The following is a 12,874-nucleotide window of genomic DNA, read 5'->3' as shown; positions in this document are numbered from 1 at the left end:
CCGGAAAGGCCGCAGCGATGACCGAGAACCCGACCGGCGGCGCGCGGGAGCCGGGCAGCCAGTGGTACGACGGCGAGGCCGGCCCCTTGGTACGCCCCTACGCCATGACGGGCGGCCGCACCCAGCCGGGCCCCACGGGCGTGCGCTTCGACCTGATCGCGCTCGTCACCCTCGATCCCGCCGCACCGGACCTCGACGGCATCGCACTCGGCCCCGAGCACCGCACCCTGATCGACCTGTGCCGCACGGAGACACAGTCCGTCGCCGAACTCGCCGCGGACGCCGACCTTCCCGTCGGCGTGATCAGGGTGCTCCTCGGAGACCTCCTGGAGATCGGCTGCGTGACCATCAGCCGCCCCGTGCCCCCGGCACACCTGCCCGACGAGCGGATCCTGCGCGAGGTCATCGAAGGATTGCGAGCGCTGTAGATGAACGCGCGGACACCGCCGTACGCCCGGCCCCGGCCCGATCCGGACATGGTGCGCCACCGACCGGGCGCAATTCGGTCACATCAGGTGCACTTCGGTCCAACCACCCCGGCACACGCTCCCGTTGTCATGATGCTGCCTTCACCACCGGAGCACGCGGACGCCGGCCGCAACCGGCCCTCCCGAGAGAAGTGATCATGGTCTCCGAGCACTCCGACGCCGTCGGCGACACCACCGCCCTGGCGCTGAAGATACTGGTCGCCGGTGGCTTCGGCGTCGGCAAGACGACCCTGGTCGGCGCCGTCAGCGAGATCCGGCCGCTGCGCACCGAGGAACTCCTCAGCGAAGCCGGCCAGCTGGTGGACGACACCGACGGGGTGGACCACAAGGTCACCACGACCGTCGCGATGGACTTCGGCCGCATCACGATCCGCTCCGGTCTGTCGCTGTACCTGTTCGGCACGCCGGGCCAGGACCGCTTCTGGTTCCTGTGGGACGAGCTGGCCCAGGGCGCCCTCGGAGCCGTGGTCCTCGCGGACACCAGACGCCTGGAGGACTGCTTCCCCGCCGTCGACTACTTCGAGCACCGGCGCATCCCGTTCGTGGTGGCCGTCAACTGCTTCGCGGGAGCCCGCGCGTACGGTGCCCACGACGTCTCCCGGGCACTCGACCTCGACCGCGGCACCCCCGTGGTCCTGTGCGACGCACGGGACCGGGACTCCGGCAAGGAGGTGCTGATCCGGCTCGTGGAGTACGCCGGGCGGATGCACACCGCCCGGCTCCTGGACTCGGTCGGCTGACCGGGCCGGCTCAGGCCGCCATGTTCTTCACGGCCGCCACCCTGTCGATGCCGACACGGACCAGCAGCTCACCCGGGACGCCGTTGCGGGCGCCGTACTCCTCGGCGCGTTCCTCACCCATGTACCGAGCGGCGACCCGGGTGGCCCACAGGCGTACCTCGTCCAGGTTCTCCGACAGCCGGGCGCGGCCGTTCAACACCACGAAGTGGAACGGCGGACGGTCGTCGTCCACGCACAGGGCAACCCGTCCGTCACGGGCCAGGTTGCGCCCCTTGACGGTGTCCTTGCCGGTGTTGAAGACCAGTTCGTCCCCGTCCAGCAGGAACCAGATCGGAGCCACGTGCGGGCTGCCGTCGGCGCGGACGGTGGACAGCTTGCCGGTGCGGGTGCCGTTCGAGACGAACGCCCGCCATTCCTCATCGGTCATCTTCTCTGCCATGGGCCCATCCTGCTTGCTCGCACGCCGGTCGTGGGGAAGGCTGGCGGAGAGTTCCTCCAGCCAGGGGGAGACGTCACACGGGGAGAAGGACATGGCGCAGAACCAGGGACTCGGCTGGCTCCTGGACGATCTGACCGGGCGGGTGGACCACGTACGCCACGCGCTGGTCCTGTCGAACGACGGACTGGTCACCGGGGCGAGTACGGGTCTACGCCGCGAGGACGCCGAGCACTTGGCCGCGGTGGCATCCGGACTGCACAGCCTCGCCAAGGGGTCGGGACGCCACTTCGGCGCGGGCAGGGTGCGCCAGACGATGATCGAGTACGACGATGCCGTGCTGTTCGTGACCGCGGCCGGCACCGGCAGCTGCCTGTGCGTGCTCAGTGGAGCCGAGGCCGACATCGGCCAGATCGCCTACGAGATGACCCTGCTCGTCAATCGGGTCGGCGAACACCTCGGCGTCGACGCCCGGCAACCCGAGCGGACCCACATCACCGACCTCTGACCTGCAGGTTTCCCTTCCTCCATGGAGTTATCCACAGGCCTGCCACGTGTTGCGGCGAAGCGGCTACGGTGAGTGCACGGCGAACGCACGAGGCGTGAGCCACCCACTCCACGGGGGAGTACGACCATGCCGGCAGACACCTTCGGGCCACCGCGGCCCGGCACCTGCACGCCGAGCCGCGCCGCACGCGAACTCGGGCTCAAGCGCAGCGAGTTCGACCTCGCGGTGCAGTTCGGCCGGATCCGGACCGTACCCGACGAGGGCGGAGGAGGCCGACGGGTGGAGCGCGCGGAGATCGACCGCCTCCGCGCGCAGGACGGCTTCCCCGAATCGCTCCGCGCGCGAGTGCGGGCCGTGGGCACCGCGGAGGGCGCAGCCCTCATGGAGATCCCGGCAGGCCGGTTCACCCGGCTCGCCCGCCTGGGCCTGCTCGTGCCCGTGAAGGTCTACCTGAACCGCTATCGGGCCGTGGTGTGGCTCTATCTGGCGGAAGAGCTGAGGGAGTTCGCCGCTTGCGCCGAGAATGCGCACCTGCTCAAGGGGCGAACACCCGAGACCCTGCGCGGCCAGCTGGCAGCGGGAGTGGACCTACGGGCTCGCAACTGGCGCGGGCGCCGGCTGGGGCTCCTGCTGCGGCAGGCCGACGACCCGTGGGCCCGCGCCGGGGCCGTGGCCGCACTCCTCCCACCCATCGAGATCGCCGACATCGTCAGGGATCCGTACGAGCGTGCCCACCTGAACCGCTTCCGGCCCCCGGCACCCGTTCACGGCGCTCCTGGGTCGCCCTCCGCGCACCTCGCCGAGGAGATCACGACGGCGCAGGACGCCGATGAGATCGGCTGGCTGCGCAGCGACCTGGCACACGCGATGGAGAAGGCCCGCGCCGCCTCGCCCGCCCCACGCCCGTCCGCCCGCCGCGTCCCACCGGCGCTCCGAGCGGTCGCACGGCCCATCCCGCCGATGGCCCGGACGGTCACCCGGTCGACGGATGCTGCGACGAGGCCACCGGTATCGAGGACGGGGGACATGAACCACGCGACGGCGACCAGGCCGCCGGAAGGGGCGACGCGATCCATCGCAAAGGCGGCGAGGCCGCCGGAAGGGGCGACACCGTCCATCGAGGAGGCGACGAGGCCGCCGGAAGGGGCGCCGCCGCCCATGCCCCACACGACACGCCCCACGCAACACCGGACACCGGCGACTACGCGCCCGCACCCGGCCTCACGCCCCCGGGAGCCGGCGACACGGCTCACGCGGCAGGCGGTGCGACCGGGGACGCCTCCCCTCCCGCGGGGGCACGAGCCGGGGTATCCGGGCCCGCCGCGGCCGCAGCGCGGTCTGCGGGCCTGGCTGCGGCGGCGAGGTCCACGTCCCGCGCAGGTCTGAGCGGCCGGTCGTGGACTGCGTCGCCCGGTCCTACAGGGCCCTGAACAGGCCCTCCTGGACGACCGAGACGAGCAGTCGCCCCTGCAGGTCGTAGATGCGTCCTCGGGCCAGGCCGCGTCCGCCGGTGGCGATCGGGGACTCCTGGTCGTAGAGGAACCACTCGTCCGCACGGAACGGCCGGTGGAACCACATGGCGTGGTCGAGCGAGGCCATGTCGAAGTTCCGTGCCCCCCACAGGGGCTCGACCGGGATGCGCACCGCGTCGAGCAGGGTCATGTCGCTTGCGTAGGTCAGTGCGCAGGTGTGGACCAGCGGATCGTCGCCCAGCGGGCCGACCGCGCGCATCCAGACCGCGCTGCGCGGCTCGGCGCCCTGGACCTCATCGGCGTTCCAGCGCAACCGGTCGACGTACCGGATGTCGAACGGCTGGCGGCGGGCCATCCGTTCCAACTGTTCGGGCAGCGCGCCGAGATGCTTGCGGACCTCATCGGTGACCGTCGGCAGCGACTCGGGGTCAGGCACTTCGCGGGCCGGCGGCAACTGGTGCTCGAACGGTCCTTCCTCGGCTTTGTGAAAGGAAGCGGTCAGATTGAAGATCGTGCGGCCCTGCTGCACGGCCGTGACCCGGCGTGTGGTGAAGGAGAGCCCGTCGCGGACCCGTTCCACCTGGTACACGATCGGCACGCCCGGCCGGCCGGGACGCAGGAAGTACGCGTGCAGCGAGTGCACCGGACGCTCGCCGTCCGTGGTGCGGCCGGCGGCGACCAGCGCCTGGCCCGCCACCTGGCCGCCGAACACCCGCTGCAGGGACTCCTGCGGGCTGCGGCCACGGAATATGTTGACCTCGATCTGCTCCAGGTCGAGCAGGTCGACCAGTCTCTCGGCCGGATTCGTCATCGGTGGGATTCTCCTTGGCTTGCCACTGGCCGTGAACGGCTCACAGCTGGCCGACGTCGGTGACGCGGACGATCGCCCGGCCCTCGGCGTCCGAGGCTGCGAGGTCGATCTCCGCGCTGATGCCCCAGTCGTGGTCGCCGTTCGGGTCGTCGAAGATCTGGCGGACGCGCCACATCCCGTTCTCCGGCTCCTCCTTGATGACCAGCAGCTTGGGGCCGCGGGCGTCGGGGCCGGTGCCGAGGTCCTCGTACTCGTCCCAGTACTTGTCCATCGCTTCACCCCACGCATCGGCGTCCCAGCCGGACTCGGCGTCCATCTCGCCCAGTTCCTCGACGTGGTCCAGCGCCGCCAGCTCCACCCGGCGGAACATCGCGTTGCGGACCAGGACCCGGAAGGCACGGGCGTTGGTGGTGACCGGCTTGACCTCGTCGGCCTTCTCCTGAGCCTCCTCGGCGGTCATCTCCTCGGGGTTGGCGAGCTGCTCCCACTCGTCGAGCAGGCTGGAGTCCACCTGGCGCACCATCTCGCCGAGCCACTCGATCAGGTCCTGCAGATCCTCGGACTTGAGGTCGTCCGGGATGGTGTGGTCGAGGGTCTTGTAGGCGCTGGCGAGGTAGCGCAGCACGATGCCCTCGGTGCGGGCCAGCTCGTAGAAGGACACCAGCTCCGTGAAGGACAGCGCCCGTTCGTACATGTCCCGGATCACCGACTTCGGCGACAGCGGGTGGTCGCCGACCCACGGGTGGCTCTTGCGGTAGGTGTTGTACGCGTGGAAGAGCAGCTCTTCCAGCGGCTTCGGGTACGTGACGTCCTGAAGGCGCTCCATGCGCTCCTCGTACTCGACGCCGTCCGCCTTCATCGCGGCCACGGCCTCGCCGCGCGCCTTGTTCTGCTGGGCGACGAGAATCTGCCGGGGATCGTCCAGGGTGGACTCGACGACCGAGACCATGTCGAGGGCGTAGGACGGCGACTCGGGGTCGAGGAGTTCGAACGCGGCGAGCGCGAACGTGGACAGCGGCTGGTTGAGCGCGAAGTCCTGCTGGAGGTCGACCGTCAGCCGGACGATGCGGCCCTCGGCGTCCGGCTGGTCGAGCTTCTCCACGATCCCGCCGTCCAGCAGCGAGCGGTAGATGGCGATCGCCCGGCGGATGTGCCTCAGCTGCTGCCTGCGCGGCTCGTGGTTGTCCTCCAGGAGATGGCGCATCGCCTCGAACGCGTTGCCCGGGCGGGCGATCACCGAAAGCAGCATGGTGTGCGTCACCCGGAAACGCGAGGTCAGCGGCTCCGGTTCCGAGGCGATCAGCTTCTCGAAGGTGTTCTCCGTCCAGCCGACGAAGCCCTCCGGCGCCTTCTTGCGCACCACCTTGCGCCGCTTCTTCGGGTCGTCGCCCGCCTTCGCCAGCGCCTTCTCGTTCTCGATGACGTGCTCCGGCGCCTGGGCGACGACGAGCCCCGCCGTGTCGAAACCGGCCCGGCCTGCCCGGCCCGCGATCTGGTGGAACTCACGGGCCCGCAGGGTGCGTACGCGGCTGCCGTCGTACTTGGTCAGCGCCGTGAACAGCACCGTGCGAATCGGCACGTTGACGCCCACGCCCAGCGTGTCCGTGCCGCAGATGACCTTCAGCAGACCGGCCTGGGCGAGCTTCTCCACCAGACGCCGGTACTTCGGCAGCATGCCGGCGTGGTGGACGCCGATGCCGTGCCGGACGTAACGGGAGAGGTTGCGGCCGAACTTGGTGGTGAAGCGGAAGTTGCCGATCAGCTCGGCGATCTGGTCCTTCTCCTCGCGCGAGCACATGTTGATGCTCATCAGCGCCTGCGCCCGCTCCACGGCCTGCGCCTGCGTGAAGTGCACGATGTACACCGGGGCCTGCTTGGTCTCCAGCAGGTCGGTGAGCGTCTCGGTGAGCGGGGTGAGCTCGTACTCGTAGGAGAGCGGCACCGGACGAGTGGCCGAGCGGACCACCGCCGTGGGGCGGCCGGTACGGCGGGTGAGGTCCTTCTCGAAGAAGGACACATCACCCAAAGTGGCCGACATCAGGATGAACTGCGCCTGTGGAAGCTCCAGCAGCGGGATCTGCCAGGCCCAGCCGCGATCTCCCTCGGCATAGAAGTGGAACTCGTCCATGACGACCTGGCCGACGTCCGCGTTCTTGCCGTCGCGCAGCGCGATCGAGGCCAGCACCTCGGCGGTGCAGCAGATCACGGGCGCGTCGGCGTTCACGGAGGCGTCGCCGGTGAGCATGCCGACGTTCTCGGTGCCGAAGAGCTTGCACAGCTCGAAGAACTTCTCCGACACCAGCGCCTTGATCGGAGCCGTGTAGAAGGTGACCTCGTCGCGGGCCAGCGCGGCGAAGTGCGCGCCGGCGGCGATCATGCTCTTGCCGGAGCCGGTGGGCGTCGAGACGATCACGTTCGCCCCGGAGACCGCCTCGATCAGCGCCTCCTCCTGGTGGGGATAGAGGGTGAGGCCGCGTTCCTGCGCCCACGACTCGAAGGCTTCGTACAGGGCGTCGGGGTCGGCGGTCGGCGGCAGCTGATCGATGAGGGTCACGACCCCATCTTGCCTGGCCTTCCGCCCGAGCGGGGAATCGGCTGCGGGTACGAAGATCACGGCCGCTACGCTGTGTCGCCGACGCAGCGTCAGCGCACCGGGTCAACGGGACAGCGGCGCACGAGGAATGGGGCGGGAAGCGGCCATGATGGGACCAGCACACTCACTGTCGGGGGCCGCGGCCTGGCTCGGCGTCGGAGCGGCCGCCGCCGCGGCCGGTCATGCGATGCCCTGGCCGGTCCTGCTCTGCGGCGCCCTGATCTGTGCCGGTGCCGCACTCGCCCCGGATCTCGATCACAAGGCCGCCACGATTTCGCGCGCGTTCGGGCCGATCTCCCGCTGGATCTGCGAGATCGTCGACAAGCTGTCCTACGCCGTCTACAAGGCGACCAGGAAGCAGGGCGACCCGCGCCGCTCCGGCGGTCACCGCACGCTGACCCACACCTGGCTGTGGGCGGTCCTGATCGGCGCCGGCTGCTCCGCGGCGGCGATCACGGGCGGCCGCTGGGCGGTGCTGGGGATCCTGTTCGCGCACATGGTGCTGGCGATCGAGGGTCTGCTGTGGCGGGCGGCGCGCGGCTCCAGCAGCGATGTGCTGGTGTGGCTGCTGGCTGCGACCAGCGCCTGGATCCTGGCGGGAGTGCTGGACAAGCCGGGTCACGGCTCCGACTGGCTGTTCAGCGGGCCCGGACAGGAGTACCTCTGGCTGGGACTGCCGGTCGTGCTGGGCGCGCTGGTGCACGACATCGGGGACGCGCTGACCGTGTCCGGCTGCCCGATCCTGTGGCCGATCCCGGTGGGCCGCAAGCGCTGGTACCCGATCGGGCCGCCGAAGGCCTTGCGGTTCCGGGCCGGGAGCTGGGTCGAGCTGAAGGTGCTGATGCCGGCGTTCATGTTGCTCGGGGGGGTGGGCTGCGCCGCCGCTCTCAACGTGATCTGACGTACTCCTCGGCAGCGGGCCGTCCGGCTCCCCGCCTAACCCGCGTCCGGCCCGCCGTACCGGCGCTCGAAGCGGGCGATGCGGCCCTCGGTGTCGACCGTGCGGGCCTTGCCCGTGTAGAAGGGGTGGCTCTCGGAGGAGATCTCCACCTCGATCACCGGGTAGGTCTCGCCGTCGTCCCACTCGATGGTCTGCTCGCTCCGGGCGGTGGAGCGGGTCAGGAAGGCGTATCCGGCGGCGCGGTCGCGGAAGACCACGGGATGGTAGTCGGGGTGCTTGTCCTGCTGCATGGCGGCTCCTCGAGCGGGGCGGTCGGGCAGGGCGGGGCCGGAAGGCCCGGCTCAGCCGGAGAGGGAGTCCTCGTCGACGATGTGCATCGCGGCCTCCTCGGCGGAGGCGGCGGCACCGTCGATACCGACGTCGGTGGCGACGAGGGCGGCCTCCTCGTCCTCGTGGGCGCCCTCGTCAGGGGCCACCAGCCGGCCGGAGCGGGAGTCGCCGACCTCGTTGTCCAGGAGTTCCCCGTCCGTGCCGTCGCAGTCGCCGATGCCGTCGCCGGAGGGCGTGGCGAGGTCCGGCTGCTCCTCGGCGAGTCGCTGGTCGAGGGTCTCGCCCGCCCTGCGTTCGGCGGCTGTCACACCGGTGCGCTCCACCGCCCACGGACGTTCGGGAGGGGACCAGCCGCGGTCGAGGGGGTCGCTGACGCCGTCGAAGTCCAGTGTGTCCTCGACGTCGAGCACCCCCGAGTCCTCCCGGATCTCCGAGGGATCGGGCTGGTAGACGTCGTCCCCCCAGCCGTCGGCGCTGTCCACGAGTACCTCCAAGCGGTGAGGACGGCCGGGTGCCGCCCTAGCGGGCGGCGGGCCGCCGGCACGCCCGGCACGGGGGTCGCACGCCGCGGACCGAGTTTTTCCCGGGTGCTTCCCGAGCCGGTGCCGCTTTCCAGACTTCCACCCCTGCTCGGCACTGCGCAACGGCACGGGCCCGGCCGCGAGCGCGAGCCCGTGCACGCGCCCCCACCCCTGCCCGGCCCGTCCGCAGGAAGCCCCGTCGTCCGCACCCCCGTCGGGCCAGGCGCCGGCACCCCGGCGTCTTCACCGCCGTCGGCTCGCTCGCCGGAGGCTTCCGCCGGTCCTACCGCCGTCGGCCCGGCGGCCCGGTGCCCCCGCCGTCCTCACCCCGGCCGGCCCGGCCACCCCGCACCCCGTGGCCCCTCACCCGTGCCAGGACCGCCACAACGCCGCGTACGCCCCGTCCGCCGCGACCAGCTCGTCATGGCTGCCCAGCTCGCTGATCCGGCCGTTCTCCACGACGGCGATCACGTCGGCGTCGTGGGCGGTGTGCAGACGGTGGGCGATGGCCACGACGGTGCGACCGTCGAGGACCCGCGCCAGGGAGCGTTCCAGGTGGCGGGCGGCGCGGGGGTCGAGGAGCGAGGTCGCCTCGTCCAGGACCAGGGTGTGCGGGTCGGCCAGGACCAGACGGGCCAACGCGATCTGCTGCGCCTGTGCCGGAGTCAGGGTCAGGCCGCCGGAGCCGACCTCGGTGTCCAGGCCGTCGTCCAGCGCCCGCGCCCAGCCGTCCGCGTCGACCGCGCCCAGGGCTGCCCACAGCTCGGCGTCCGTGGCGCCGGCGCGGGCCAGCAGGAGGTTGTCGCGCAGGGCGCCCACGAAGACGTGGTGCTCCTGATTGACGAGGGCGACGTGCGAGCGGACGCGTTCCGCGGCCATCCGGGACAGCTCGGCCCCGCCCAGGGTGACCCGGCCGTCCCGGGGCGCGTAGATGCCGGCGAGCAGCCGGCCCAGGGTCGACTTGCCCGCGCCGGAGGGGCCGACCAGCGCCAGCCGGGTGCCCGGCGCGACCTGCAGGGACACCCTGCGCAGGACGTCGACGCCCTCCCGGTAGCCGAAGTGCACCCGCTCGGCATGCACGTCCCGCCCGTCGGGGGCCAGCGAGGCGTCCCCGGCGTCGGGCTCGATGTCCCGCACGCCGACCAGACGGGCCAGCGACACCTGGGCCACCTGCACCTCGTCGTACCAGCGCAGGATCAGGTTCACCGGGTCGACGAGCATCTGCGCGACGAGGGCGCCCGTGGTCAGCTGGCCCACTCCGAGCCAGCCGTGCAGGACGAGCGCTCCGCCGACCATCAGGACCGAGCCGAGCACGATGACGTGGACGGCGTTGATGACCGGGAAGAGCACGGAGCGGAGCCAGAGGGTGTACCGCTCCCAGGCGGTCCACTCCTTGATCCGCCGCTCCGACATGGCCACGCGGCGGTCACCGAGCCGGTGCGCCTCGATGGTGTGGCCCGCGTCCACGGTCTCGGCGAGCGCTGCGGCGACGGCGGCGTACCCGGCGGACTCGGAGCGGTAGCCCGAGGGCGCACGCTTGAAGTACCAGCGGCAGCCGGCCACCAGCACGGGTACGGCGAGCAGCACGGCGGCGGCCAGCGGCGGGGCCGTCACGACGAGCCCGCCGAGCAGCAGCAGGGCCCACACGACACCGATGGCCAGCTGCGGCACGGCCTCGCGCATGGCGTTGGCGAGGCGGTCGATGTCCGTGGTGATCCGCGAGAGCAGGTCACCGGTGCCCGCCCGTTCCAGCACGCCCGGCGGCAGCCCGACCGACCGGACGAGGAAGTCCTCGCGAAGGTCGGCCAGCATCCGCTCGCCGAGCATCGCGCCCCGCAGCCGTACCTGCCGGACGAACACGGCCTGCACGGCCAGCGCGAGCACGAACAGTCCGGCCGTCAGGCCCAGATGCAGCTCCCGCGCCCCGTCGGTCACCCGCTCGACCAGGCCGCCGAGCAGGTACGGGCCCACCATGGAGGCGATCACGGCCACCGTGTTCACGGCGATGAGCAGCAGGAAGGCGCGGCGGTGCCGGCGGAACAGCTCGGTGACGTAGGCGCGTACGGTCGCGGCGGCGCCGACGGGCAGGGTGGTGGCGGTCGTCGGCGCCGCAGGGTCGTACGCCGGTGGCGCAACGCCGATCATGCGCTCTCCTCGATCTCTTCCAGTTCCTGGAGCGCCTCCAGGAGCACGCCCTCCTCGGCGGCGGCCAGCTCCTCGTCGGTCTCACGGGTCACCACGGCCCGGTACCGCGGTTCGCTGTCGACCAGTTCGCGGTGCACGCCGACCGCCACGACCTCGTCCTCGTGGACCAGGGCGACCCGGTCCGCGCGGTCGAGCAGCAGCGGTGAGGAGGTGAACACCACCGTCGTCCGCCCCGACCGCAGCCGGCGCAGCCCGTCCGCGATCCGTGCCTCGGTGTGCGAGTCGACCGCCGAGGTCGGCTCGTCGAGCACCAGCACCTCCGGATCGGTGATCAGCGACCTGGCGAGGGCGAGCCGCTGGCGCTGGCCGCCGGACAGGGAGCGCCCGCGCTCGGTGATGCGGGCGTCCATCGGGTCCACGACGTCCAGCGAACCCTGCACGAGCGCGTCCAGCACGTCCTCGCACTGTGCCGCGGCCAGAGCGTCCGCTGCCCGCACGGCACCGGAGGCGGGCACGTCGAGCAGCTCGCGCAGGGTGCCGGAGAGCAGCACCGGGTCCTTGTCCTGGACCAGGACGGAGGTCCTGGCGGAGTCCAGCGGGAGTTCGTCCAGGGGAACCCCGCCGAGCAGTACCGACCGGCCGGGCTCCGCGGCATGGCCGCCGAGCCGCTCGGCGAGCCTGCCCGCCGCGTCCGGGTCACCGCACACCACGGCGGTGAGCCGTCCGGCCGGGGCGAGCAGACCGGTCCCGGGGTCGTACAGATCACCGGCCGGCAGTTCGGCCTCGCGGGTGCCGGCGGTGGCCGTGGCCCGCTCCATGGACAGCACCCGGGCGGCCCTCTTGGCCGAAGGGCGGGAGAACGAGTACGCCATGGCGATCTCTTCGAAGTGCCGCAGAGGGTAGTTGAGGATCATGATCGCGCTGTAGACGGTGACGAGTTCGCCGACCGTGATCCGGCCCTGGCGGGCCAGGTGGACGCCGTGCCAGACGACCGCGATCAGCAGCAGGCCGGGCAGCAGCACCTGAACGGCGGAGATCAGCGACCACATCCGGGCGCTGCGCACGGCGGCGTGCCGTACTTCCTGCGAGGCGCGGCGGTAGCGGTCGAGGAACAGCTCCTCGCCGCCGATGCCGCGCAGCACCCGCAGTCCGGCGACGGTGTCCGAAGCCAGCTCGGTGGCCCGGCCGGCCTTGGCGCGCTGCTCGTCGGCGCGACGCGTCGCCCGGGGCAGCAGCGGGAGCACCGCGAGCGCCACCACGGGCAGGCCGACGGCGACGACCACGCCGAGCGCGGGCTGGTAGACGAGGAGGCTCACGCACACGATCAGGACGGTCAGCGCGGCAGCCGTGAAGCGGGAGACGGCCTCGACGAACCAGCCGACTTTTTCCACGTCGCCGGTGGACACGGCCACCACCTCGCCGGCGGCCACCCGCCGGGTCAGGGCGGAGCCCAGCTCGGCGGCCTTGCGCGCCAGCAGTTGCTGGACGCGGGCGGCGGCGGTGATCCAGTTGGTGACGGCGGCCCGGTGCAGGAACGTGTCGCCGACGGCGATGCCCGTGCCGCACACCAGCATCAGACCACCCGTCAGGGCGAGCCGGGTGCCGGAGCGGTCGATGACCGCCTGCACGGCGAGACCGACGCAGAAGGGCAGGGCGGACACGGAGACGAAGTGCAACAGGCCCCAGGCGAGCGCCTTCAGCTGCCCGCCCAGCTGATTCCGCCAGAGCCACCACAGGAATCGAGGACCCGAACGTGCGTCGGGCACGCCCGGATCGGAATACGGAAGATCTTGAATCTGCATGGCGTCCCAGTGGCTCGTGTCAGGGAGGGAATCGGCGGCGAGCGGCAGCAAGCCGTGAAAGGTTCGCGTCGCAGAGTGGTGGATTTCAAACGGTTTTCCGGGACGGGCCGTCGATTCGCAGACTTCC

11 protein-coding genes and 1 pseudogene are annotated in these 12,874 nt (G+C 71.6%); 5 read left to right on the top strand and 7 right to left on the bottom strand.

Annotated elements, in window-relative coordinates:
- Positions 1–17: 17 nt before the first annotated feature.
- Entirely contained in the window at positions 18–428 is a 411-nt protein-coding gene (locus ACZ4SF_RS27020; protein ID WP_468388963.1) for a DUF742 domain-containing protein, read from the top strand.
- A 197-nt stretch (positions 429–625) separates the two neighbouring features.
- Positions 626–1,228 (top strand): GTP-binding protein, encoded by a 603-nt coding sequence (locus ACZ4SF_RS27015; RefSeq protein ID WP_468388961.1) that lies wholly within the window; start codon positions 626–628, stop codon positions 1,226–1,228.
- A 10-nt stretch (positions 1,229–1,238) separates the two neighbouring features.
- Here ACZ4SF_RS27015 and ACZ4SF_RS27010 read toward each other — a convergent pair whose 3' ends face one another.
- On the bottom strand, positions 1,239–1,667 hold the full coding sequence (locus ACZ4SF_RS27010; protein WP_468388959.1) for a PPOX class F420-dependent oxidoreductase: 429 nt from the start codon (positions 1,665–1,667) through the stop codon (positions 1,239–1,241).
- Between the two features lie 91 nt (positions 1,668–1,758).
- On the opposite strand from ACZ4SF_RS27010, the gene ACZ4SF_RS27005 reads away from it, so the two are divergent.
- Together ACZ4SF_RS27005 and ACZ4SF_RS27000 are read left to right on the top strand one after the other, a co-directional pair.
- Positions 1,759–2,172 carry a roadblock/LC7 domain-containing protein gene (locus ACZ4SF_RS27005; RefSeq protein ID WP_468388957.1) on the top strand — a complete coding sequence of 138 codons (414 nt, stop codon included), beginning with the start codon at positions 1,759–1,761 and terminating at the stop codon, positions 2,170–2,172.
- A 126-nt stretch (positions 2,173–2,298) separates the two neighbouring features.
- A pseudogene (locus tag ACZ4SF_RS27000) lies at positions 2,299–3,132 on the top strand (DUF6397 family protein); the annotation flags it as partial.
- Positions 3,133–3,588: 456 nt separating this feature from the next.
- Here ACZ4SF_RS27000 and ACZ4SF_RS26995 read toward each other — a convergent pair.
- A complete protein-coding gene (locus tag ACZ4SF_RS26995) occupies positions 3,589–4,455 on the bottom strand; it encodes an acyl-CoA thioesterase (RefSeq protein WP_468388955.1) in 867 nt (288 codons plus the stop codon).
- Between the two features lie 40 nt (positions 4,456–4,495).
- A complete protein-coding gene (locus tag ACZ4SF_RS26990) occupies positions 4,496–7,009 on the bottom strand; it encodes a DEAD/DEAH box helicase (RefSeq protein ID WP_468388953.1) in 2,514 nt (837 codons plus the stop codon).
- Positions 7,010–7,154: 145 nt separating this feature from the next.
- Here ACZ4SF_RS26990 and ACZ4SF_RS26985 point away from each other — a divergent pair, with 145 nt between their 5' ends.
- Positions 7,155–7,949 (top strand): metal-dependent hydrolase, encoded by a 795-nt coding sequence (locus tag ACZ4SF_RS26985; protein ID WP_468388951.1) that lies wholly within the window; start codon positions 7,155–7,157, stop codon positions 7,947–7,949.
- A gap of 35 nt (positions 7,950–7,984) precedes the next feature.
- Here ACZ4SF_RS26985 and ACZ4SF_RS26980 read toward each other — a convergent pair whose 3' ends face one another.
- The 4 genes from ACZ4SF_RS26980 to ACZ4SF_RS26965 form a co-directional block, all read right to left on the bottom strand.
- Complete coding sequence (locus ACZ4SF_RS26980) at positions 7,985–8,239, bottom strand: type B 50S ribosomal protein L31 (protein WP_468388949.1); 255 nt, start codon at positions 8,237–8,239, stop codon at positions 7,985–7,987.
- A 51-nt stretch (positions 8,240–8,290) separates the two neighbouring features.
- Positions 8,291–8,761 (bottom strand): DUF5709 domain-containing protein, encoded by a 471-nt coding sequence (locus ACZ4SF_RS26975; protein WP_468388947.1) that lies wholly within the window; start codon positions 8,759–8,761, stop codon positions 8,291–8,293.
- Positions 8,762–9,163: 402 nt separating this feature from the next.
- Positions 9,164–10,945 (bottom strand): ABC transporter ATP-binding protein, encoded by a 1,782-nt coding sequence (locus ACZ4SF_RS26970; RefSeq protein ID WP_468388945.1) that lies wholly within the window; start codon positions 10,943–10,945, stop codon positions 9,164–9,166.
- Entirely contained in the window at positions 10,942–12,747 is a 1,806-nt protein-coding gene (locus ACZ4SF_RS26965) for an ABC transporter transmembrane domain-containing protein (protein ID WP_468388943.1), read from the bottom strand. Before ACZ4SF_RS26965 ends, ACZ4SF_RS26970 begins: the two co-directional genes overlap by 4 nt.
- Positions 12,748–12,874: the final 127 nt, after the last annotated feature.

The sequence above is a fragment of the Streptomyces sp. NPDC027663 genome, from assembly GCF_055566415.1.
Note: the sequence above shows the minus strand (reverse complement) of the source record. Positions and strands in the feature narration are given on the sequence as shown.